The organism is Micromonospora sp. RTGN7 (genome assembly GCF_033804645.1).
GTDB lineage: Bacteria > Actinomycetota > Actinomycetes > Mycobacteriales > Micromonosporaceae > Micromonospora.
Genome location: NZ_JAPZLF010000004.1, coordinates 409356 through 430845 on the forward strand (window position 1 = coordinate 409356; position 21490 = coordinate 430845).

At 72.0% G+C, this 21490-nt stretch carries 19 protein-coding genes; 14 read left to right on the forward strand and 5 right to left on the reverse strand.

Going from position 1 to position 21490, the window contains the following annotated elements:
* Nucleotides 1-19: 19 nt before the first annotated feature.
* Together SNR22_RS08795 and cofD are read right to left on the reverse strand one after the other, a co-directional pair.
* Nucleotides 20-1105, reverse strand: coding sequence for a coenzyme F420-0:L-glutamate ligase (locus tag SNR22_RS08795; RefSeq protein WP_320065984.1), 1086 nt, complete (start codon nucleotides 1103-1105; stop codon nucleotides 20-22).
* Nucleotides 1102-2055, reverse strand: a complete 954-nt coding sequence (gene cofD, locus SNR22_RS08800; RefSeq protein ID WP_320065985.1) for a 2-phospho-L-lactate transferase — start codon at nucleotides 2053-2055, stop codon at nucleotides 1102-1104. Before cofD ends, SNR22_RS08795 begins: the two co-directional genes overlap by 4 nt.
* Nucleotides 2056-2155: 100 nt before the next feature.
* Between cofD and SNR22_RS08805 the strand changes: the two genes are divergently transcribed.
* The 3 genes from SNR22_RS08805 to SNR22_RS08815 all read left to right on the forward strand — a co-directional run bounded on the left by SNR22_RS08805 (nucleotide 2156) and on the right by SNR22_RS08815 (nucleotide 6993).
* Nucleotides 2156-3298, forward strand: a complete 1143-nt coding sequence (locus tag SNR22_RS08805) for a hypothetical protein (protein ID WP_320065986.1) — start codon at nucleotides 2156-2158, stop codon at nucleotides 3296-3298.
* A gap of 153 nt (nucleotides 3299-3451) precedes the next feature.
* Nucleotides 3452-6067 (forward strand): bifunctional FO biosynthesis protein CofGH, encoded by a 2616-nt coding sequence (locus tag SNR22_RS08810; RefSeq protein ID WP_320065987.1) that lies wholly within the window; start codon nucleotides 3452-3454, stop codon nucleotides 6065-6067.
* A 668-nt stretch (nucleotides 6068-6735) separates the two neighbouring features.
* Nucleotides 6736-6993 carry a WhiB family transcriptional regulator gene (locus tag SNR22_RS08815; protein ID WP_007074725.1) on the forward strand — a complete coding sequence of 86 codons (258 nt, stop codon included), beginning with the start codon at nucleotides 6736-6738 and terminating at the stop codon, nucleotides 6991-6993.
* 64 nt (nucleotides 6994-7057) lie between these two features.
* On the opposite strand, the gene SNR22_RS08820 is transcribed toward SNR22_RS08815, so the two are convergent.
* Nucleotides 7058-7507, reverse strand: coding sequence for a metallopeptidase family protein (locus tag SNR22_RS08820; protein WP_320065988.1), 450 nt, complete (start codon nucleotides 7505-7507; stop codon nucleotides 7058-7060).
* Between the two features lie 175 nt (nucleotides 7508-7682).
* Between SNR22_RS08820 and SNR22_RS08825 the strand changes: the two genes are divergently transcribed.
* Nucleotides 7683-8057 carry a DUF3499 domain-containing protein gene (locus SNR22_RS08825; RefSeq protein ID WP_320065989.1) on the forward strand — a complete coding sequence of 125 codons (375 nt, stop codon included), beginning with the start codon at nucleotides 7683-7685 and terminating at the stop codon, nucleotides 8055-8057.
* Nucleotides 8058-8143: 86 nt separating this feature from the next.
* Here SNR22_RS08825 and SNR22_RS08830 read toward each other — a convergent pair whose 3' ends face one another.
* A complete protein-coding gene (locus tag SNR22_RS08830) occupies nucleotides 8144-9490 on the reverse strand; it encodes an aspartate aminotransferase family protein (RefSeq protein ID WP_320065990.1) in 1347 nt (448 codons plus the stop codon).
* 922 nt (nucleotides 9491-10412) lie between these two features.
* On the opposite strand from SNR22_RS08830, the gene SNR22_RS08835 reads away from it, so the two are divergent.
* Nucleotides 10413-11183, forward strand: coding sequence for a helix-turn-helix transcriptional regulator (locus SNR22_RS08835; protein ID WP_320065991.1), 771 nt, complete (start codon nucleotides 10413-10415; stop codon nucleotides 11181-11183).
* Nucleotides 11174-11383, forward strand: coding sequence for a DUF397 domain-containing protein (locus tag SNR22_RS08840; protein WP_320065992.1), 210 nt, complete (start codon nucleotides 11174-11176; stop codon nucleotides 11381-11383). The genes SNR22_RS08835 and SNR22_RS08840 overlap by 10 nt, the downstream gene beginning before the upstream one ends.
* 71 nt (nucleotides 11384-11454) lie before the next feature.
* Here SNR22_RS08840 and SNR22_RS08845 read toward each other — a convergent pair whose 3' ends face one another.
* Nucleotides 11455-11967 (reverse strand): Lrp/AsnC family transcriptional regulator, encoded by a 513-nt coding sequence (locus SNR22_RS08845; protein ID WP_320065993.1) that lies wholly within the window; start codon nucleotides 11965-11967, stop codon nucleotides 11455-11457.
* A 210-nt stretch (nucleotides 11968-12177) separates the two neighbouring features.
* Here SNR22_RS08845 and SNR22_RS08850 point away from each other — a divergent pair, with 210 nt between their 5' ends.
* The 8 genes from SNR22_RS08850 to SNR22_RS08885 all read left to right on the forward strand — a co-directional run bounded on the left by SNR22_RS08850 (nucleotide 12178) and on the right by SNR22_RS08885 (nucleotide 21123).
* Nucleotides 12178-13380, forward strand: a complete 1203-nt coding sequence (locus tag SNR22_RS08850; protein ID WP_320065994.1) for a spermidine/putrescine ABC transporter substrate-binding protein — start codon at nucleotides 12178-12180, stop codon at nucleotides 13378-13380.
* On the forward strand, nucleotides 13377-14537 hold the full coding sequence (locus SNR22_RS08855; protein WP_320065995.1) for an ABC transporter ATP-binding protein: 1161 nt from the start codon (nucleotides 13377-13379) through the stop codon (nucleotides 14535-14537). Before SNR22_RS08850 ends, SNR22_RS08855 begins: the two co-directional genes overlap by 4 nt.
* Nucleotides 14534-15448 (forward strand): ABC transporter permease, encoded by a 915-nt coding sequence (locus SNR22_RS08860; RefSeq protein ID WP_320065996.1) that lies wholly within the window; start codon nucleotides 14534-14536, stop codon nucleotides 15446-15448. The genes SNR22_RS08855 and SNR22_RS08860 overlap by 4 nt, the downstream gene beginning before the upstream one ends.
* Complete coding sequence (locus SNR22_RS08865) at nucleotides 15448-16413, forward strand: ABC transporter permease subunit (RefSeq protein WP_320065997.1); 966 nt, start codon at nucleotides 15448-15450, stop codon at nucleotides 16411-16413. The genes SNR22_RS08860 and SNR22_RS08865 overlap by 1 nt, the downstream gene beginning before the upstream one ends.
* The gene (locus tag SNR22_RS08870) at nucleotides 16410-17831 is read left to right on the forward strand and encodes an FAD-dependent oxidoreductase (protein WP_320065998.1); all 1422 of its coding nucleotides are present in this window, start codon (nucleotides 16410-16412) and stop codon (nucleotides 17829-17831) included. Before SNR22_RS08865 ends, SNR22_RS08870 begins: the two co-directional genes overlap by 4 nt.
* Nucleotides 17831-19033 carry a saccharopine dehydrogenase family protein gene (locus SNR22_RS08875; protein ID WP_320065999.1) on the forward strand — a complete coding sequence of 401 codons (1203 nt, stop codon included), beginning with the start codon at nucleotides 17831-17833 and terminating at the stop codon, nucleotides 19031-19033. Before SNR22_RS08870 ends, SNR22_RS08875 begins: the two co-directional genes overlap by 1 nt.
* A gap of 241 nt (nucleotides 19034-19274) precedes the next feature.
* Nucleotides 19275-20051 (forward strand): G5 domain-containing protein, encoded by a 777-nt coding sequence (locus SNR22_RS08880; RefSeq protein WP_320066000.1) that lies wholly within the window; start codon nucleotides 19275-19277, stop codon nucleotides 20049-20051.
* Between the two features lie 382 nt (nucleotides 20052-20433).
* Complete coding sequence (locus SNR22_RS08885) at nucleotides 20434-21123, forward strand: DUF559 domain-containing protein (protein ID WP_320066001.1); 690 nt, start codon at nucleotides 20434-20436, stop codon at nucleotides 21121-21123.
* Nucleotides 21124-21490 lie beyond the last annotated feature (367 nt).

The following is a 21490-nucleotide window of genomic DNA, read 5'->3' on the forward strand; positions in this document are numbered from 1 at the left end:
ACGCTCGGCGGCGTCCCCGTCAGAGGGCGAGCGCCGCGCCGGCCGTGCTGCCCGTCGGGGCGGGCAGCAGCACCGACGGAACCCCCTCGGCGGCCAGCGCGGTGCGCAGGCGGTGCAGATCCGCGCCGAAGCGGACCAGCTCGGCGGGGCCGGCCGGGGCCGGCGGCCCGCCCAGCACCAGGGCGGTGGCCCGCTCGGGCCAGCCGGGCACGGCGGCGACCAGCGCGGCGCGTACCTCATCGTCGGTGACGGGGGTGAACACCGTGCCGGGGGCGACCACGTCAGCCACTGCGGCGATGGCCCGCCGCACCGCGGCCGGGTCGGCCGGTGCCTGGCCCGTGCCGTCGGACAGCACCGCGGCGGCGGCCAGCCCGGCCGCCCGCGCCTCGGCGGTGCCGAGCGAGAAGAGGTCCAGCTCCGCGTCCCGCACCAGCGCCCGCGCGCCGATGCCGTCGTCGGGACTACTCGTGAGGTACCCGCGGACGACCGCGACCGGGACCTGATCGCACTTGCCCTTGATCAGCTCGCCGGCGCCGGCCAGTTCGTCCACCACCGCCATCTCAGTGAGCTGGAGTTCGTTGCCGTACGGGTCGACCTCGCCCCGGTGGTCGCGGATCGCCGGCATCCCGGCCACCCCCAGCGCCACATCGGTGAGACCGTTGCGCCAGGGCCGGCCCATGGTGTCGCTGACGATCACCGCAACGTCCAGGTCGTAGCGCTCGCGCAGGGCCGCCCGCAGGGCCCGTGCCGAGGCGTCCGGGTCCTCCGGGAGCAGCACCAGCCGGGTCTTGTCCACGTTCGAGGCGTCGATCCCGGCGGAGGCCATCACGAAGCCGTGGTGGGTCTGCACGATCCGGGTCGCCCCGCGGGAGGCCACCACCCGGGCGGTCTCCGCGGCCAGCACCTCGTCCCGGGCGGCGAGCCGTTCCGGCCCGTCGGCCGGCACGTCCACCAACCGCCCCTCCGCCTTCGAGACGATCTTGCTGGTGACCACCAGCACGTCGCCGTCGCGCAGCCATGGCGCGGCCGTCGCGATCAGCGCCGCCAGGTCGTCGCCCTCGGTCACGTCTCCGATGCCCAGCACCGGCAGGATCTCCAGCTTCACGCCAACTCCACCGCGGCCCGGACCATCGCGACCGTCGCCGCCTCGTCCGTCATCAGCAGCGGCGCGGCCCTGACCGTCACGTCCGGCACCACGGCCCCGGAGTCCTCCGGGGCCACCAGCCAGCCGTCCAACAACCCGCCGGAGGGCCGGCCCCCGTACAGCCCGCCCACCCCGGTGGCGCTGCACTCGACGCCGATCACGGCCAGGCAACGGTCGGCCATTCCGCGCACCGCCGCGCCGCCGATGATCGGGGAGACCCCGACCACCGGGGCCGGGCCGGTCACGACGGCCTCGCGCAGCCCCGGCACGGCCAGCACCGGGGTGACGCTCACCACCGGGTTGCTCGGGGCGACCAGCACCACGTCGGCCGAGGCGATCGCGTCGAGCACGCCGGGGGCGGGCTTCGCGGTCTCCGCGCCGACGAAGACGAACCGGTGGGTGGGGATGTCCGCGCGGTGCCGCACCCACCACTCCTGGAAGTGGATCGCCCGTTGACCGCCGCCGTCGGGGTCGTCCACCACGACGTGCGTCTCCAGGCGGTCGTCGGTCGCCGGCAGCAGGCGTACGCCGGGCTGCCAGCGGGTGGCCAGCGCCTCGGTGACCGCCGACAACGGGTACCCGCCGGTGAGCATGGTGGTGCGGACCAGGTGGGTGGCGATGTCCTTGTCGCCGAGCCCGAACCAGGCCGGCTCCGCCCCGTACGCGGCCAGCTCCGATTTCACCGTCCACGTCTCGCCGACCCGCCCCCAGCCCCGCTCGGGGTCGGCGCCGCCGCCGAGGGTGTACATCACGCTGTCCAGGTCGGGGCAGACCTTGAGCCCGTGCAGGTAGAGGTCGTCGCCCACGTTGACCACGGCGGTGACCTCGGCCCCCACCTGGCGGGCGTACGCCCGGACGCCGAGCAGGAACCGGGCGCCCCCGATACCACCGGCCAGAACGACGATTCGCATGGCGTCCATCCTTCCCCACGCCCCACCGAGGGGCCGCCGATGTCCGGGGAGACTAGGCTCACGTCGGCAACCACCCGCTACCGCCTCCTAGGGGGAGTCCGTGACCAGCCCCGCCGAGCCCGCGTCCGGTGACGCGGCGCCCGCGCCCCGCCCCGCCAACCAGGCCCGCCAGCTCACCGAGCCCCTGCGCGAGCTGATCGCGATCGTGCTGCTCGGCGTGAACGCCCTGCTGCTCTTCGTCGGCCTGCTGCGGCTGCTCGCTCCAACCGACTTCAGCACCTTCTACGGCCGGGCCGGCAGCAGCTTCTTCACCTTCGCCGGCTTGGAGGCGAGTGTGCTGCCGGTGCTGGCCGTGCTGCTCGCCACGCACGTCGCCCCGATGGTGCCCCGAGCGAAGCTGATCACCCAGGTGGCGCTGGGCGAGTACGCCTTCGGCGCCCTGCTCGGCGTGCTCACCCTGCTGATCTGGACGGTGGACCGGCTGGCCAAGGCGGAGGTGCTCGACGCGTTCTTCGGCCTGCTGACCCGGGCCGCCTGGCTGGCGATCTTCGTCACCGCCGGGTACGTCGTCTTCCGGGTCTGGCGTGGCCTCTTCTACACCGCGAAGCCCAAGCCGGCCCCCGGTGTGTACGGCCAGCCGCAGCCTGGCTGGCCGCAGCAGTACGCCGGCCAGCCCGGCCAGCCCGGTCAGCCGGGTCAGCCGGGCGGCTGGGCTCCTCCCGGACAGCAGGGCGGTTGGCCCGCACCCGGTCAGCCGGCTGGGTACCCCTCGGTCCCCGGCCAGCCCGGCGGGTACCCGACTCCCGGCCAGCCCGGCGGGTACCCCTCGATCCCCGGCCAGCCCGGCCCGACCGCCGGCCAGCCGACCGCACCCTTCGTCCCGGCCCCGGCCCCGGCGTCGGCGCCCCCGTATTCGGCTCCGCCGTTCACCCCGCAGTCGGCTCCGCCGTTCGCCGCGCCGCAGTCGGCTCCGCCGTTCGCCGCGCCGCAGTCGGCTCCGCCGTTCGCCGCGCCGCAGTCGGCTCCGCCGTTCGCCGCGCCGCAGTCGGCTCCGCCGTTCACCCCGCAGTCGGCTCCGCCGTTCGGCGCCCCCCAGTCGGCCCCGCCGGCGGCTCCGTCGTTCGAGCAGCCGCCGTCGGCCGACCCGACCCAGGCGATCCCGCGCCACCCCGCCCCGGGCACGATCGGCGGGCAGCAGGGCTCCGACGGCGACCGCACCCAGCACATCCAGCGCGAGGACTGACCCAGCAGCCCTTCGGGTGCATCCGTCGTCGCCCCGACAACCACGGATGCACCCGAAGGGCTGCGGTCCCGGCGTCGCCGTACGCCGGCCGGCCCCGCCAGAACGACACCGCGGAACAACCGGTGTGCGCGGTCCAGCGCATAGGCTGGGCGAATGGTTGATAGCACCGAGTCCCGGCCCAGCACGGCGAGCACCGAGCGGGCGCTGCGTCGGGCCGCGTCCGGGCGGGCGCTTGATGTCGACGAGGCGGTCGCGCTGCTCGCCGCCCGGGGCGCCGCCCTCGACGAGCTGCTCCGCGTCGCCGGCGACATCCGCGACGCCGGCCTGCGTGAGGCCGGCCGCCCCGGCGTGGTCACCTTTTCCAAGAAGGTCTTCATCCCGCTGACCCGACTCTGCCGGGACCGGTGTCACTACTGCACCTTCGCCACCGTGCCGCATCGGTTGCCGGCCGCGTTCCTCGACCGGGACGAGGTGCTGGCCATCGCCCGCGAGGGCGCCGCCCAGGGCTGCAAGGAGGCGCTGTTCACCCTCGGCGACCGGCCGGAGGAGCGCTGGCCGGCGGCCCGGGAGTGGCTGGACGAGCGGGGGTACGACTCCACTCTCGACTACCTGCGCGCCTGCGCGGTGGCGGTGCTGGAGGAGACGGGTCTGCTGCCGCACCTCAATCCCGGCGTACTCTCCTGGTCTGATTTCCAGCGGCTCAAGCCGGTCGCGCCGAGCATGGGGATGATGCTGGAGACCACCGCGACGCGGCTGTGGTCGGAGCCGGGTGGTCCGCACTACGGCTCCCCGGACAAGGAACCGGCGGTCCGGTTGCGGGTGCTCGATGACGCCGGCCGGGTCGGTGTGCCCTTCACCACGGGCATCCTGATCGGCATCGGCGAGACCCCGGCCGAGCGGGTCGACGCGATTTTCGCGATCCGGCGGTCCCAGCGCGGGTACGGCCACCTCCAGGAGGTGATCGTGCAGAACTTCCGCGCCAAGCCGGACACTGCGATGCGTGGGATGCCCGACGCCGAGCTGCGCGACCTGGCCGCCACGGTCGCGGTGGCCCGGGTGCTGCTCGGGCCGAAGGCCCGCATCCAGGCCCCGCCGAACCTCATCGCGGGCGAGTACGACCTGCTGCTGCGCGCCGGCATCGACGACTGGGGCGGTGTCTCGCCGGTGACCCCGGACCACGTCAACCCGGAGCGTCCCTGGCCGCAGCTCGACGAGCTGGCCCGACGCACCGCGGAGGCCGGCTTCACCCTGCGCGAGCGGCTGACGATCTACCCCGAGTACGTCCGGGCCGGCGACCCGTGGCTGGACCCGCGCCTGCTGCCGCACGTGTCGGCGCTGGCCGATCCGGAGACCGGCCTCGCGGTCGAGGCCGCTCGCCCGGTCGGCCGCCCCTGGCAGGAGCCGGATGAGGTCTTCGGCGGCGGCCGGACCGACTTGCACGCCACCATCGACACCACCGGCCGCACCGAGGACCGGCGCGGCGACTTCGACAGCGTCTACGGCGACTGGGCTGAGGTGGCGGCCCAGGCCGACGCGAGTCTCGCCGGTGCGCAGCGGACCGACGCCGGCCTCGCGGGCCCGGCCGGGACCGACGCCGGCCCCGGGGGAGCGTCCCCGGCCGGTGCCGTCGCCGCGTCGGGGGCCGCCGCCGGCTCCGGCGACCATGACCTGCGGGCCGGGCTGCGGCTGGCCGCCGACGACCCGGCGGCGTTGCTCGACCCCCGGCACGCCGACGCGGCGCTGGCGCTCTTCGCCGCGGACGGCCCCGCGTTGGAGCGGATCTGTCGGATCGCCGACGACGTGCGCCGGGACGCCGTCGGCGACGACGTCACCTACGTCGTCAACCGCAACATCAACTTCAGCAACGTCTGCTACGTCGGCTGCCGGTTCTGCGCGTTCGCCCAGCGGGAGCGCGACGCCGACGCGTACCGGCTCTCCGTCGAACAGGTCGCCGACCGGGCCGAGGAGGCGTGGGCGGCCGGTGCCACCGAGGTCTGCCTCCAGGGCGGCATCGACCCGAAGCTGCCGGTGACCGGTTACGCGGACCTGATCCGGGGGATCAAGGCCCGGGTGCCGGGGATGCACGTGCACGCGTTCTCCCCGATGGAGATCGTCACCGCGGCGGCCAAGGCCGGCGTGCCGGTGAAGGAGTGGCTGACCGGGCTGCGTGAGGCCGGCCTGGACACCATCCCCGGCACCGCCGCCGAGATCCTCGACGACGAGGTGCGCTGGGTGCTCACCAAGGGCAAACTGCCGGCCGCCGCCTGGGTCGAGGTGGTCAGCACGGCCCACGAGCTGGGCATCCGGTCCAGCTCCACGATGATGTACGGCCACGTCGACCACCCCGGGCAGTGGCTGGCGCACTTCCGGGTGCTGGCCGGGGTGCAGGACCGTACCGGCGGGTTCACCGAGTTCGTGGCGCTGCCGTTCGTGCACACCAACGCCCCGATCTACCTGGCCGGGATTGCCCGGCCGGGCCCGACCTGGCGGGAGAACCGGCTGGTGCACGCGATGTCTCGGCTGCTGCTGCACGGGCGGATCGCCAACATCCAGTGCTCGTGGGTGAAGCTGGGCGACGCTGGCACGGTGGTGATGCTCAACGGCGGCTGCAACGATCTCGGTGGCACGCTGATGGAGGAGACGATCTCCCGGATGGCCGGCTCGGGCAACGGCTCGGCACGTACGGAGGAGCAGTTGCGGTCCATCGCCGCGGCGGCCGGCCGGCCGGCCCGCAAGCGGTCGACCGCGTACGGTCACGCGCGACCATAACGTTCCACGTGCCGGTGCCACTTCCTCCCGGCGGCCCGGGACGGCACCTTCCACCTGTCGTCCACGCCGATCTTCCCACGGGTATCTATACCGTTAGGTGGGACAACGGCAAGCCCGCCGGGGTGTCCACCGTCCACCGTGGAGTGGCAGCCGGGTTTTCCCGGCTCACCAGGGCTCCGCTGGGGCCCCGCTGACCGGTGAATCAGCTTCGGCCGCCGCCCTTCGTCCACCATGTGGGCGAGGCGTCGGCGACGGATCCGGTCCGGCAGGCGATCGGGGCCGAGTCGCGTTAACCTGTGCCCCACCAAGATCAGCATCGTGGTGGACGCCCTGTCGAGGGCTGCCGTCGGCGTGCCCGGTGGCGTCGGTCGGTGGACCGCCACGGCAGAAAACTCGGGCAACTCGCCGAGGAGGGCGTTACTCGTCCGGGGTCTGAATCGGTAGGGCAGGTTGCGAGGTCGGGCGGCCGGAGTGGTCGCCCGCGGCGTGTCGGGAGGGCGACTCCATTATCAAGTTCAGCTTGACGGCGCACGCATTACACGCGTGTAATTTGAATGGGGTTGTTCGCGCGGAACGCAACATATCGGTGACCGTACGGACAAACACGCCTTTCGCGTGGGGGGTTGCAGCGGCGACGACGCCGGTGCGCGACAAGGAGGCATCTTTAGATGGACGGCCAGCTCGAGGTGGCCGACCTGCTCGGAAACGCGCCGGAGTGGCAGGAGCAGGCACTCTGCTCCCAGACCGATCCGGAGGCGTTCTTCCCCGAGAAGGGCGGCTCGACCCGCGAGGCGAAGCGGATCTGCTCGCGGTGCGAGGTCAAGACCGAATGCCTGGAATATGCTCTTGGCCACGACGAACGGTTCGGAATCTGGGGTGGGCTCTCGGAACGGGAGCGGCGCAAGCTCAAGCGGCGGGCCGCCTGAGTGTTGCCGGGCCGGGGCGGTGGGGGCCGCCCGGCTCAGGCAGCCGGCCCGGGGGTGGGCCGGTTCAGGCCAGCTCGTCCGGGTCGACCCCGAGCAGGTTCGCCACCTGCTCGATGATCACGTCATGTACCAGGTCCGCCAGGTCCTCGCGGTCCATGGCCCGGAACTCCAGCGGCCGGCGGTAGAGCACGATCCGCGGGGGCACCTCCTGCCGGCCGGGGCGGCCGGGCAGCAGCCGGGCGAGCGGCACCTCGCCGTCCTCCAGCACGTCGGAGTCGTAGACGTTCAGGTCCGGCGGCACGTCCTCCACCGCGAACTCGACGCCGGCCAACTCCTTGGCGAACCGTCGTTCGAGGGTCTCCACGGTGTCCAACACAAGATCGTCGAAGACCTCGGCCTTGGTCCGGGCCAGCGGCACCGTCGCCGGCACCAGTCGCCCGCGCAGACCCCGCCCGTGGCGATCACGGCGGGTGCGCCGGCCGGGGCCGGGGCGGCGGTTCTCCGGACTCGTCATGACCCACAGGGTAGCCCGCCGCGCAGTCCCGCCAGCGGCTGTGTCGCTCCTGCGGCGCGCCGTCGGCCCCCGTCGCTGTCCTGGTCGTCGGATGTTGCGAATTGTGATGTCGATGACGGGCGTGTCGCAACGCGAACCGGTGCGCCGCACCCGGTAATGGAGATACCCTCCCGCCGTGAGGTCACCACGGCGCTGCTCCCGAAACGCCTGCCCCCGGCAAGCGGTCGCCACATTGACCTATGTCTACAACGAGTCGACGGCCGTGGTCGGGCCCCTCGCGGCCTTCGCCGAACCCCACACGTACGACCTCTGCGAGCCCCACGCCCGCAGCCTGACCGCCCCTCGGGGCTGGAACGTGGTCCGTCACGAGGGCGAGTTCGAGCCCCCGCCGCCCAGCGCCGACGACCTGGTGGCCCTCGCCGAGGCGGTCCGCGAGGCGGCCCGGCCCGTGCCGCCCCGCCCGCCGCAGGACGAGCCCCACCCACAGCACCCGCAGCACCCGCAGACCGGCCGCCGAGGCCACCTCCGGGTGATCCCCCCGAACCACTGACCCGTTGGCGGGTCAGTGGCCCAGGGTTCGGCGCGCTCCAGCCGCAGTGTCGGGTCCGGCGGCGACCAGCCGGGCCCGGCCGACCGCTACAGCCGCGTCCAGGCCTCGGTGAGCACCGACCGCAGGATCTGCTCCATCTCGTCGAACTGCTGCTGCTCGGCGATCAGCGGTGGGGCGAGCTGCACCACCGGGTCGCCCCGGTCGTCGGCCCGGCAGTAGAGCCCGGCCTGGAACAGCGCGGTGGAGAGAAACCCGCGCAGCAGCCGCTCGGACTCGGCCTCGTCGAACGTCTCCCGGGTCGTCTTGTCCTTGACCAGTTCGATGCCGTAGAAGTACCCGTCGCCCCGGACGTCGCCGACGATCGGCAGGTCGTGCAGCTTCTCCAGGGTGGACCGGAAGGCGTCCTCGTTGGCCCGGACGTGCCCCGTCAGATCCTCCCGGGCGAACACCTCCAGGTTGGCCAGGGCCACCGCGCAGGAGACCGGGTGGCCGCCGAAGGTCACCCCGTGGGCGAACATGCCGGTCTCGGTGAGGAACGGCTCCATCAGCCGGTCGCTGGCGATCATCGCGCCGAGTGGGGCGTACCCGGAGGTGATGCCCTTGGCGGTGGTGATGATGTCCGGCTGGTAGCCGTACCGGACGGCGCCGAAGTACTCGCCGAGCCGGCCCCACGAGCAGATCACCTCGTCGGAGACGAGCAGCACGTCGTACGCGTCGCAGATCTCGCGTACCCGCTCGAAGTAACCGGGCGGCGGCGGGAAGCAGCCGCCGGAGTTCTGCACCGGCTCCAGGAAGACCGCCGCGACCGTGTCCGGCCCCTCCCGCTCGATGGCCCGCCGGATCTCCTCGGCGGCCCAGCGGCCGAACGCCTCGGGCGAGTCGCCGTGCTCCGGTGCCCGGTAGAAGTTCGTGTTCGGCACCTTGATCCCGCCGGGCACCAGTGGCTCGAAGTCGCTCTTGATGCCGGGCAGGCCGGTGATCGACAGCGCGCCCATCGACGTGCCGTGATAGGCGAGGTGCCGGCTGACCACCTTGTGCTTGTTCGGCTTGCCGGTGTGCTTGAAGAACGCCCGGGCCAGCTTCCACGCCGTCTCGACGGCCTCGGAGCCGCCGGTGGTGAAGAAGACCCGGTTCAGGTCGCCGGGGGCCAGCGAGGCGATCTTCTCGGCCAGCTCGACGGCTTTCGGGTGGGCGTACGACCAGAGTGGGAAGTAGGCCAGCTCGCCGGCCTGCTTCGCTGCGGCCTCGGCCAGCTCGCTGCGGCCGTGCCCGGCCTGGACGACGAAGAGCCCGGCGAGCCCGTCGAGGTAGCGGCGGCCCTGGGAGTCCCACACGTACGCGCCCTCGCCGCGCACGATCGTCGGCACCTCGCCGGCCGAGTAGCTGGCCATCCGGGTGAAGTGCATCCAGAGGTGGTCGGTGGCGTTGGCCATGTCAGCCCCATCGGTTCTCGGGCCGGTCAGGGGTGACACCGGCCGCTCTGCCCACGGTTATCCCACAGCCCTGACCGGTAAAGCAAGTGGGATCGGTGGTACTACCCGCTTGCAGCAACGGAATCAGCGAGTGGTTACGCCATGTGCAACGGAATCCGCATCTTTCAGCAATGCTCGGAAGGTCCACCCGCCACCCGCCACCCGCCACCCGGGCCCCTGGGATCGTCGTCGGTTCCGTTCGGAGTTGCTGCTTTTGGCTGGTGCCATCACTTCTGATCACCGCTTCGGCGGGCGGACGGGCCCCTGGCGCGATGCACGGGGGTCATCGGTGCCCCCTAGGGAGCTGCCCCGTTGGCGCTACCGCTGTTGTGCGCTGGTGTTACCGGGGTAGGGCGTGGCCGGGTGCCGCCTGGGGAGCTGCCCCGTTGGCGCTGCCGCCTCTACGGTGGCATCCGCCCCGGTGCCCGGTGCCCGGTGTAAGCGTGGCCGAAGCGGCCCGCCAGATCGAGGAGTTCGATGCGGGATCGGGGCGGGGGGCTTCTCTCGCCGCACCGCCGGTAGCACGGACGGGGCAGCTCGACAGGGGCCGTAGGGGACTCCCGATGCTCGCCGAACGGGCCTTCGTCAACCCGCCGCCGTCGCTGCGACGGCCGGCCGGGTCGGACATGGGAGGGCTGCGTCGATGGGCTGCGTCGATGGGCTGCACTGGCTGGGCTGGCTGAGTTGAGGGCCGGTCCGGGCTGGTCCGGTCCGGGCTGAGTTGAGCTGGGCTGGGCTGGGCATTGCCAGGGCCTTTGCCGGGCGGTTCAAGCGCATGTCGAATGCGCGAAACAGGTCCTACCGCGATCTGCCGTTTCGGGGCCGACATGGACACGGAGCGTCGCTATGGTGCCCACGATGCGTACCCGTGACAGGAGGTCCGATGGGCAACGAGGTGCTACGGGTGGCGATGGCCGCCGTGGGGGAGACGGCCGAGTCGCTGGCGGAAAAGGTCCGGGTCGACCCGAAGACGGCCGCCCGGTGGCTGGCGGACCAGCGGATTCCCCACCCACGGACCCGGTTCGCGGTCGCCAAGGTGCTCGGCAAGGAGGTCGCCGAGCTGTGGCCGGAGCCGCTTCGCCGCCGGGACCTGCCGTGGTTCCGCAAGTGGGCCGAGCTGGAGCAGGACGCCACCTCGCTCCGGTCGTACCAGCCGTTGTTGGTGCCGGGGCTGCTGCAGACCGAGGGGTACGCGCGGGCCGTGCTGAGCACCGGCGGGTTGCTGCCGGCGGCCGAGGTGGAGCGGATCGTGGCCGGCCGGCTCGACCGGCAGGCGATCCTGTCCGCCGAGGCCCCGCCGCAGCTCGTCGCGGTGATCGACGAGGTGGTGCTGCGCCGGATGGTCGGCGACCGGGCGGTGATGGCCGACCAGCTCGCCCACCTCGTGGCGGTCGCCGAGCGGGAGCACGTGCAGGTCCGGGTGATCCCCGCCGAGAATCCGTGGCACACCGGGCTGGCCGGTCCGTTCGTTCTCGCCCGTTTGCCCGACGGGACCGAATTGGCATATATCGACAACCAGCTTCGCGGTCAGGTCATCAGCGACCCGGTCGACGTTGCTAGCCTGGGGCGCAGGTGGGAGAGCGTCACCGGCGAGGCGCTGCCGTGCCGCCGGTCGATCGAACTGATCAGGGAGGTGGCGACGACATGGAGCTGACCGACGCGCTGACGGCTGCCCGTTGGCGCACCGCGATCCGCAGCAGCAACAACGGCGGGGACTGCGTCGAGGTGGCCGACAACCTGCCCGGCCGGGTGCTGGTGCGCGACAGCAAGGACCGCCACGGCGGCACCCTCAGCTTCGCCCCGGCCGCCTGGCGGGCCTTTGTGGACCTGACCCGCCGGCCGCCAGTCGCCTGACCTGCGCGACCACCGCCTGACCTGCGCACCCCCGGCCGGCCGCACTGCTTGGCCGGGCCGGGCTGGGTGGCTCAGGCCGTACCCCAGCTGTAGGTCTGCTTGCGGAGCTTGAGGTACACGAAGGCCTCGGTGGCGAGCACGCCCTCGACGGCGCGCAACCGTTGCAGGATCTCCAGCAGGTGGGCGTCGTTGCGGCAGACCACCTCGGCGAGCAGGTCGAACGACCCGGCGGTGATCACCACGTAGTCGACCTCCTCGAACTCGGCCAGCCGGTCGGCCACCGCCTCCAGGTCGCCGTCGGTGCGCAGGCCGATCATGGCCTGGCGGGGGAAGCCGAGCTGGAGCGGATCGGTGACGGCGACGATCTGCATCACCCCGGAGTCGAGCAGCCGCTGCACCCGCTGCCGTACCGCCGCCTCGGAGAGGCCGACGGCCTTGCCGATCGTCGCGTACGGCCGGCGACCGTCCTCCTGGAGCTGCTCGATGATCTGCTTGGCCACGTCGTCCAGCAGGGCGTGGCTGGCCCCTTCGCGCACGGTGACGCGTCGCCCCCCGCTGTCGCTCTCCTGCTGCCGGATGGCCATCGTCAGCTCCCCATGTCAGGTTCTTCCACGGGATCGTAGTGCCCCGGCGAAGTCTGGCGTAATTCGTGGCGTATCGCTATGCCGGCAACGGAATCCCTTGTGAGGCAGGGTGGGTCATGTCAGGATCAGTCGTCCATCGCCTGAAGACCCTCCCGCCGTCGGGCCACCCCCCGTCCCGCCCGCCGGCGATGACCCCCTAGGAGTCGTCACATGCGAACTCCCCTCCGGCCCCTCACCCGACGCGGTCTGCTCACCCGGCGTGGTCTGCTCACCGGCACCCTCGGCTCGGCCACCATGCTCGCCACGGCGGGCCTGCTCGCCGGCTGCGGCACCAAGGGCGCTCAGCAGACCGAGGCCGGCTGCGTCAGCGACGACCTCTCCGGCACCGAGAAGAAGCTGGCGTTCTCGAACTGGCCGCAGTACATGGACGTCGACGAGGCCGACGAGTCGAAGCGGCCCACGCTCGACGCCTTCGTCGCCGCCAGCGGCATCCAGGTGACCTACACCGAGGACATCAACGACAACAACGAGTTCTTCGGCAAGGTGCAGAACCAGCTCGCCGCCTGTCAGGGCACCGGGCGGGACGTCATCGTGCTGACCGACTGGATGGCCGCCCGGATGATCCGGCTCGGCTGGATCCAGAAGCTCGACCCGGCGAAGATCCCCAACGTGGCGGCGAACCTGCTGCCGTCGCTGCTCAACCGCTCCTTCGACCCGGAGAACCGGATCTCGATCCCCTGGCAGTCCGGCCTGGCCGGCCTCGCCTACAACGGGGCCGTCACCAAGGAGATCCGCACCGTAGACGAGCTGCTGACCCGCCCCGACCTCAAGGGCAAGGTCACCGCGCTCTCCGAGATGCGCGACACCATGGGCCTGCTGCTCCAGTCGAACGGCCACGACGCGGCGAACTTCACCACCGTCCAGTTCGACGACGCGCTCAACAAGCTCAGGAAGGCCGTCGACTCCGGCCAGATCCGCCGCTTCACCGGCAACGACTACGCCCCCGACCTGGCCAAGGGCGACATCGCCGCGTGCGTCGGCTGGTCCGGCGACATCATCCAGCTCGCCGGCGAGAACGCCAAAATCAAGTTCGTGGCGCCGGACTCGGGCGTGATGCTCTACAGCGACAACATGATGGTGCCGAACAAGGCCACCCACAGGGCGAACGCCGAAGAGCTGATCAACTACTACTACCAGCCGGCCATCGCCGCGAAGATCGCCGGCTACGTCAACTACATCTGCCCGGTCCAGGGTGCGCAGGCCGAGCTGGAGAAGACCGACCCCAAGCTGGCCGCCAACCCGCTGATCTTCCCCGACGAGGCCCTGCTGTCGAAGTCCAAGGTCTTCATGGCCCTGGACGAGAAGCAGGAAAAGGAGTTCGAGGGCAAGTACCAGCAGGTCATCGGGGCATGACCGGCATGGCAGACGAGTCACCCGTCGGCGACCTGCGGCTGGTCGACCTCACCAAGAGGTTCGGCATCTTCACCGCGGTCGACGACCTCACCCTCACCGTCCCGCAGGGCTCCTTCTTCGCCCTGCTCGGGGCGTCCGGCTGCGGCAAGACCACCACCCTGCGCATGATCGCCGGCCTGGAACAGCCGACGGGCGGGCAGGTGTTCCTCGGCGACCGGGACATCACCCGGCTGCGCCCGTACAAGCGGCCGGTCAACACCGTGTTCCAGAGCTATGCGCTCTTCCCGCACCTGAACATCTTCGAGAACGTGGCGTTCGGGCTGCGCCGCCGCGGCATCCGCTCTGTCGACGACGAGGTCACCCGGATGCTCGCCCTGGTGCAGCTCGACGACTTCGGCCACCGCCGCCCGGCCCAGCTCTCCGGCGGGCAGCAGCAGCGGGTCGCGCTGGCCCGGGCCCTGATCAACCGGCCGCGGGTGCTACTGCTCGACGAGCCGCTCGGCGCGCTGGACCTGAAGCTGCGCCGGCAGATGCAGGTCGAGCTCAAGCGCATCCAGACCGAGGTCGGCATCACCTTCGTGCACGTCACCCACGACCAGGAGGAGGCCATGACCATGGCCGACACCGTCGCGGTGATGAACGCCGGGAAAATCGAACAGCTCGGGGCCCCCGCCGACCTCTACGAGGATCCGGCCACCGCCTTCGTGGCGAACTTCCTCGGCCAGTCCAACCTGCTCGCCGCGGAGGCCGCCGGTCCGGCCGGCTCCGAGGTGCCGGTCACCGCCCACGGCGCGCGCTTCTCCGTGCCCGTCGACCGCGCCCGCGCCGACTCCGGCGCGGTCTATTTGGGGGTACGCCCCGAAAAGCTGCACCTGGCCGACTCCGTCGACCAGGTCCCCGCTGGCCACCAGCACGTCACCGGCGTGATCACCGATGCCTCGTACGTCGGGGTCAGCACCCAGTACCTGGTGCGCACCGGCTGGGGCAGTGAGTTGTCGGCGTTCGCGGCGAACAGCGGGCTCGGCGGGCGGCTGCCGGTCGGCGCCTCCGTGGCGGCGCACTGGGATCCCCGGCACGCCTTCCTGCTGCCCCGGGAGTCGGGTCAGGACGACCGCACCGCCGGCCTGCTCGACGAGCCGGTGGGTGCGCCCTCGTGACCGCGCTGGCCCACGTCCCCCCGTCGACGGGGCAACCGGCGGGGCCACCGCCACCGCCCCGCCGCGGGCGGCACCGGCTGCTGCCGTACCTGCTGCTCCTGCCCGGCGCGGCCTGGCTGCTGCTCTTCTTCGCCGTGCCGCTGTTCCAACTCGCCGTCGCGAGCCTCTACGACCCGAACGGATCCCTATCCACCGGGTACGCGCTGACCTGGTCGTTCGGCAACTATCCGGAGGCGTTGCGGGCGTACTGGCCGCAGTTCGCCCGCTCGTTCGGCTACGCGGGGATCGCCCTGGTGCTGGCCCTGCTGATGGGGTACCCGCTGGCGTACGCGATCGCCCAGAAGGCCGGCCGGTGGAAGAACCTGCTGCTGGTCTGCGTGGTCGCCCCGATGTTCACCAGTTTCCTGGTCCGCACCCTGGCCTGGAAGACGATCCTCTCCGACAACGGTGCCCTCGTCGGGCTGCTGCGCGACGTGCACCTGCTCGGCCCCGACGGCCGGCTGCTGGCCACGCCGATCGCGGTGGTACTCGGGCTGACGTACAACTTCCTGCCCTTTCTGGTGCTGCCGCTGTACGCGAGCCTGGAGCGGCTCGACCCCCGGCTGCTGGAGGCGGCCACCGACCTGTACGCCAGCGGAGTGCAGACCTTCCGCCGGGTCACCCTGCCGCTGTCGATGCCCGGCCTGATCGCCGGCACGCTGCTGTTCTTCATCCCGGCCACCGGCGACTACATCAACGCGGAGCTGCTCGGCACCCCCAACGAGTACATGATCGGCAACGTCATCGACTCGGCGTTCCTGGTCCGGCTGGACTACCCGCAGGGCGCAGCCCTGTCGTTTTTGCTGATGGCGGCGATCCTCGCGGTGGTCTTCGGGTACCTGCGCCGCACCGGCACGGAGGATGTTCTCTGATGCGCCGCTTCTTCCGTTGGCTGGCCGACCGCTGGGTGCTGGGCGTTGCCGTGCTGGTGCTCGGCTACCTGGCGCTGCCGATCGCCGTGGTCGCCGCGCTCTCGTTCAACCGCCCGTCGAGCCGGCTCTCCTACGACTTCAACGAGTTCACCCTCGACAACTGGCGGCAACCCTGCGCCACCTCCGACATGTGCGATGCGGTGCTGCGCAGCGTGCAGATCGGCTTCGTCGCCACCGTCGTCGCCACCGTGCTCGGCACGCTGATGGCGTTCGCGCTGGTGCGGCACCGGTTCGCCGGCCGGTCCGGTACCAATCTGCTGATCTTCCTGCCGATGGCCACCCCCGAGCTGGTGATGGGCACCTCGCTGCTGGCCCTGTTCGTCTCCGCGGGCGTGCCGCAGGGGTTCTGGACCGTCGTCGTCGCGCACGTCATGTTCTGCGTGTCGTTCGTGGTGGTGACCGTCAAGGCAAGGCTCGCCGGGATGGACCGGCGGCTGGAGGAGGCCGCGGCGGATTTGTATGCCAGCCCGTGGCACACGTTCCGCCTGGTCACCCTGCCGCTGGTACTTCCCGGCATCGTGGCCGCCGCGTTGCTGGCGTTCTCGCTCAGCTTCGACGACTTCATCATCACGAACTTCAACGCCGGAACCACCGTCACGTTCCCGATGTACGTCTGGGGAGCCGCCCAGCGGGGCATCCCGCCGCAGGTCAACGTCATCGGCACGGCGATGTTCGCCATCGCGCTGCTGCTCGTCGGGTTCACCTCGCTGCGCGGCCGGCGGTCCCGCCGAGCCGCCCTCCCGGTCGCCCCGTCCGCCGGCAGCCCGGTCGCCCCGTCCGCCGGCAGCCCGGTCGCCCCGTCCGCCGGCAGCCCGGTCGCCCCGTCCGCCGGCAGCCCGGTCGCCCCGTCCGCCGGCAGCCCGGTCGCCCAGTCCTCCGACAGCCGGGCGAAGAGCCCGTCATGAACCTTCCGCATACCGGCCGGGCGCTCGCCGACGCGGCGCCCGTGCCGTACTGGCTCGACCGGCCCGAGCGCCCCGACCCGCTGCCGCCGCTGACCGGCACGCACACCGCCGACCTGCTGATCATCGGCGGCGGGTACGGCGGGCTCTGGGCGGCCCTGCTGGCCAAGCAGGCCACCCCCGACGCCGATGTGCTGCTCGTCGACGCCGGCACCTGCGGCTGGGCGGCCTCCGGGCGCAACGGCGGGTTCTGCGCCGCCTCGCTCACCCACGGCCTCGCCAACGGCGTCGACCGGTTCCCCGGCGAGATCGCCGAGCTGGAACGCCTCGGCCGGGAGAACCTGGCCGCCATCGCCACCGCCATCGAGGCGTACGGCATCGACTGCGACTTCGAGCGCACCGGCGAACTGGCGGTGGCCGTCGAGCCGTACCAACTCGCCGGGCTGGCCTCCGACGCGGAGTTGGCCCGAAGGTACGGCCACGACGTGCGGCTGCTCGACCGCGCCGAGGTGCGCGCCGAGGTGGACTCCCCGACGTACCTCGGTGGGATGTGGGACGCCGACCGGGTCGCCATGCTCGACCCGGCGAAGCTGGCCTGGGGGCTGCGCCGCGCCTGCCTCGACCTCGGCGTGCGCATCGCGGAGCACACCCGGGTCACCGGCCTGCGCGGCGGCGCCGCCGCCCTGCGCGCCACCACGGCGGGTGGGGCCGACGCCGCGCCCGGCGTGATCCGCGCCCGGCGGGTCGTCCTCGCCACGAACGCGTTTCCGCCGCTGCTGCGCCGGCTGCGCGCCTGGGTCGTCCCCGTCTACGACTACGCCCTGATGACCGAGCCGCTGACGCCGGGGCAGCGGGACGCGATCGGCTGGCGCAACCGGCAGGGGCTGGCCGACACCGGCAACCAGTTCCACTACTACCGGCTCACCGCCGACGGGCGGATCCTCTTCGGCGGCTACGACGCGGTCTACCACTACGGCAACCGCGTCGCACCGGAGCTGGAGCAGCGGCCGGCCACCTTCACCGCCCTCGCCGAGCACTTCTCCACCACGTTCCCGCAACTCGCCGACGTGCGCTTCAGCCATCGCTGGGGCGGTGTCGTCGACACCTGCACCCGGTTCTGCCCGTTCTTCGGCACCGCGTACGACGGTCGGCTGGCGTACGCCGCCGGGTACACCGGCCTCGGCGTCGGGGCCACCCGGTTCGGCGCCCGGGTGATGCTCGACCTGCTGGCCGGCGAGGACACCCCGCTGACCCGGCTCGCCCTCGTCCGGGGCAAGCCGCTGCCGTTCCCGCCGGAGCCCGTCCGGGCCGCCGGCATCCATCTCACCCGCTGGTCGTTGGCCCGCGCCGACGCGCACGACGGCCGGCGCAACCGCTGGCTCCGTACGCTCGATTGCCTTGGTTTGGGGTTCGATTCCTGATGCGCATCCTGCTCGTCGGTGCCGGCGGAGTCGGCTCCGCCGCCGTCGCCATCGCTGCCCGCCGCACGTTCTTCGAGACCATGGTCGTCGCCGACGCCGACCCCGCCCGCGCTGCCCGTGCGGTCGACGGCCACGGCGACCGCTTCGTCGCCGCGACGGTCGACGCCTCCTGCGCCGACGCGGTCGCCGCGCTCTGCCGCGAGCACCGCATCACCCACGTGCTCAACGCCGTCGACCCGCGCTTCGTCATGCCGATCTTCGACGGGGCGTACGCCGCCGCCGCCGACTACCTCGACATGGCCATGTCCCTGTCCCACCCGCACCCGTTGCGTCCGCACGCCGAGACCGGCGTGAAGCTCGGCGACGACCAGTTCGCCGTGGCCGACCGGTGGGCGCGGGCCGGGCGGCTCGCGCTGTGCGGCATCGGCGTCGAGCCCGGCCTCTCCGACGTCTTCGCCCGGTACGCCGCCGACGAGCTCTTCGGCGAGATCGACGAGATCGGGGTACGCGACGGCGCGAACCTGACCGTCGAGGGCTACGACTTCGCCCCGTCCTTCTCGATCTGGACGACGATCGAGGAGTGCCTGAACCCGCCGGTGATCTGGGAGAAGGATCGGGGCTGGTACACCACCGAGCCGTTCAGCGAGCCGGAGGTCTTCCACTTCCCGGCGGGGATCGGCCCGGTGGAGTGCGTCAACGTCGAGCACGAGGAGGTGCTGCTCATCCCGCGCTGGGTCGACGCGAAGCGGGTCACCTTCAAGTACGGCCTCGGCGAGGAGTTCATCGAGGTCCTGCGCACCCTGCACAAGCTCGGCCTGGACTCCACGGAGCCGGTGAAGGTGCGCGGCGTGTCGATGTCCCCGCGCGACGTGGTGGCCGCCTGCCTGCCCGACCCGGCCAGCCTCGGGGCGAGGATGCGCGGCAAGACCTGCGCCGGCACCTGGGTCCGGGGCCGGTCGAAGTCCGGCGAACCGCGCGAGGTCTACCTCTACCACGTCGTCGACAACGAGTGGTCGATGCGCGAGTACGGCCACCAGGCCGTCGTCTGGCAGACCGCCGTCAACCCGGTCGTCGCCCTGGAACTGCTCGCCACCGGCGCGTGGTCCGGTGCCGGCGTGATCGGCCCGGAGGCGCTGCCCCCACGGCCGTTCCTCGACCTGCTCACCGGCTACGGCTCGCCCTGGGCGATGGAAGAACGATGATCAGCCATCGCCGGTCCTGCTTCTCCCTTGCCTGGCCCTGCCTCCAGGATGGTCGATCACCGGCCGGCACAGACGTCCCCCGAATGGGAACGGCCGGGCCGTGGGAATGGCCGGACGTGACATCGCCAGGCACATCCGGTTTCCTTCGGTAACTGTCTGTGCCAACGGGCAACCCGATCGATGCTGGTGAGGGTCGGTATGGCGGTTACCCAGTCGGTCCTCGACGGTGACACTCGGTGCCGTGACGCATCAGCCATCCCAGCACAGTGGTTTCCACGCCTCCGGCCTGACCGGCTCGCCACCAGCCCGGCCGGGATGGTTCCGGCGACTCCAGCCCGGACAACGCGCCAGCGTGATCGTCGGCGGCGTGTTGCTCTCGTCCGTCCTGCTCTGTTGTTCCGGGGTGACCCTCATCGGCGCGCTGGCCGGCGATCCGCAGCAGAGCCGGACGTCGACCTCGGCAGGCAAGAAATCGCAGGGTGCCTCGCTGGCTCCCGCCGCCGAGCCCGTCGTGGCGACCACCCCACCCGAGGACTCCGCCCCCGCGGCTCCCGTCATCTCCAGCGCCCCGCCGGCACCGACTGTTCCGCCCGCGTCGACGGCACCTGCTCCGACAGTGGAGACCCGGACCGAGACGAAGACGCAGCCGATCCGGCACGCCGAGCGGACCGTCAAGGATCCGTCCCTGGCGAAGGGGAAGCGGGTCGTCCGTACCCGGGGGGTGGACGGGGTGCGGACCCTGACATACCAGGTCACCCTGACCGACGGGGTGTCCACCGGGCGGAAGTTGGTCCGATCGGTCGTCACGAGGCAGCCGGTAACCCAGGTCGTAGCGGTGGGCACGAAGCAGCAGCGCGAGTGCGACCCGAACTACGGCGGCTGCGTGCCGATCGCCAGCGACGTCGACTGCGCCGGCGGCAACGGCAACGGCCCCGCATACGTCACCGGCCCCCTCAGGGTAATCGGCACCGACATCTACGACCTGGACCGCGACCACGACGGCTACGCCTGCAACTAACCCACCCCCACCCCCCACCCCCCCACCTTTCGCGATCTTGCACTTGCGGCCCCGACTAATGCGGCAAATCCGTCATCTTTGGGGCCGCAAGTGCAAGATCACGGGAACGAGAGGTGGGGCTAGCACGAGCGGGGTGAGGTTTGGGGGTTGTCCACAAGGGTGTTGGGTATCCACAGGTTGGGGTTTGGGGAGAGCGCGGGGGTGGGTGTTCGGGCAGCCTGCCGAGATGGGGAATCACCTTTGGCGTACCGCATCGTTGCTCCGATCGACCACCCGGAAACGGCTTCGAACCGGCCTGTCGAAGGGGCAGGTGATCCGGGTGCGGCGAGGCGTCTACGCGGATCGCCCTGTCGGCCATCGTGATGTGCTCCGAGCATTGTTGATGTCTCTGCCATCCGAGGCGATGCTGGCCCGTCAGACCGCCGCCCGCATGCACGATTTCGGCGTTCTGCCTGAGGACGCCGTACACGTGCAGTTGCCCGCCGGAATCGCCAAGCCCCGGCTCCCGGGCCTGGTGGTCCATCACTCGGTGCTGCCGGTGGAGCCGGTCCTGGTGGAAGGGTTGCCCTGCGTGCCGGCCGCCCGTTGCGCCGTGGATCTGGCAAGGACGCTGCGCCGACTGGACGCACTCCCGGTGCTTGACGCCGCGCTGCGGTCCGGCGCTGTGTGCCGGGACGACTTGATCGAGGAGGCCCTGACGCATCGTGGGCTGCCTGGCGTACGCCAGGCGCGTGCCCTGGTGCCGCTGGCCGACGGTCGTTCGGAATGCCGGCAGGAGAGCCAATTGCGGCTTGTGTTGATCGACGGTGGCCTGCCGGCACCCGAGCCGCAGGTCTGGGTGCTGAGCCGGGACGGGACGGGGCGTTACCGGCTCGACCTGGGGTATCGCGAGCGGCGGGTCGGCATCGAGTACGACGGACTGTCCCACCTCGATCGCGACCGGCTGCGGTACGACCGGGACCGCGCCAACTGGCTCGACGCCGAGGGCTGGACGATGCGCTACTTCACCGACCGTGACCTCTACCGGCGCCCCGCCCACATCGTGGCCATGGTCCGCGCCACCCTCTCCTGACCCACCCCGCCGGCCTGCCCCGCCCCCCTTGTCCACCAGCCCTGTCGCCCCGGCCCGCCCTGCCCCGGCCGCGCCCTGTCCCGCCCCGCCCCTGCCCAGGCCGCGCCCCGCCCCGCCCCGCCCTGTCCCGGCCCGCCCCGCCCTGTCCCGGCCCGCCCCGCCCTGTCCCGGCCCGCCCCGCCCCGCGATCTTGCATTTTGGGCCCTAATAAATCCGGGCAAGGCGGGCTTTTCGTGGGCCACAAGTGCAAGATCGCGGGTGCGGGGTGCGGGGTGCGGGGTGCGGGGTGCGGGGTGCGGGGTGCGGGGTGCGGGGTGCGGGGTGCGGGGTGCGGGGTGCGGGGTGCGGGGTGCGGGGTGCGGGGTGC

Bases quoted from the DNA above. Each gene is read 5' to 3' on its own strand.
- cofD (WP_320065985.1), bottom strand. From the start codon at position 2,055: ATGCGAATCGTCGTTCTGGCCGGTGGTATCGGGGGCGCCCGGTTCCTG.
- SNR22_RS08810 (WP_320065987.1), top strand. From the start codon at position 3,452: ATGGTTGATAGCACCGAGTCCCGGCCCAGCACGGCGAGCACCGAGCGG.
- SNR22_RS08815 (WP_007074725.1), top strand. From the start codon at position 6,736: ATGGACGGCCAGCTCGAGGTGGCCGACCTGCTCGGAAACGCGCCGGAG.
- SNR22_RS08820 (WP_320065988.1), bottom strand. From the start codon at position 7,507: ATGACGAGTCCGGAGAACCGCCGCCCCGGCCCCGGCCGGCGCACCCGC.
- SNR22_RS08830 (WP_320065990.1), bottom strand. From the start codon at position 9,490: ATGGCCAACGCCACCGACCACCTCTGGATGCACTTCACCCGGATGGCC.
- SNR22_RS08835 (WP_320065991.1), top strand. From the start codon at position 10,413: ATGGGCAACGAGGTGCTACGGGTGGCGATGGCCGCCGTGGGGGAGACG.
- SNR22_RS08840 (WP_320065992.1), top strand. From the start codon at position 11,174: ATGGAGCTGACCGACGCGCTGACGGCTGCCCGTTGGCGCACCGCGATC.
- SNR22_RS08845 (WP_320065993.1), bottom strand. From the start codon at position 11,967: ATGGCCATCCGGCAGCAGGAGAGCGACAGCGGGGGGCGACGCGTCACC.
- SNR22_RS08850 (WP_320065994.1), top strand. From the start codon at position 12,178: ATGCGAACTCCCCTCCGGCCCCTCACCCGACGCGGTCTGCTCACCCGG.
- SNR22_RS08855 (WP_320065995.1), top strand. From the start codon at position 13,377: ATGACCGGCATGGCAGACGAGTCACCCGTCGGCGACCTGCGGCTGGTC.
- SNR22_RS08865 (WP_320065997.1), top strand. From the start codon at position 15,448: ATGCGCCGCTTCTTCCGTTGGCTGGCCGACCGCTGGGTGCTGGGCGTT.
- SNR22_RS08870 (WP_320065998.1), top strand. From the start codon at position 16,410: ATGAACCTTCCGCATACCGGCCGGGCGCTCGCCGACGCGGCGCCCGTG.
- SNR22_RS08875 (WP_320065999.1), top strand. From the start codon at position 17,831: ATGCGCATCCTGCTCGTCGGTGCCGGCGGAGTCGGCTCCGCCGCCGTC.
- SNR22_RS08885 (WP_320066001.1), top strand. From the start codon at position 20,434: ATGTCTCTGCCATCCGAGGCGATGCTGGCCCGTCAGACCGCCGCCCGC.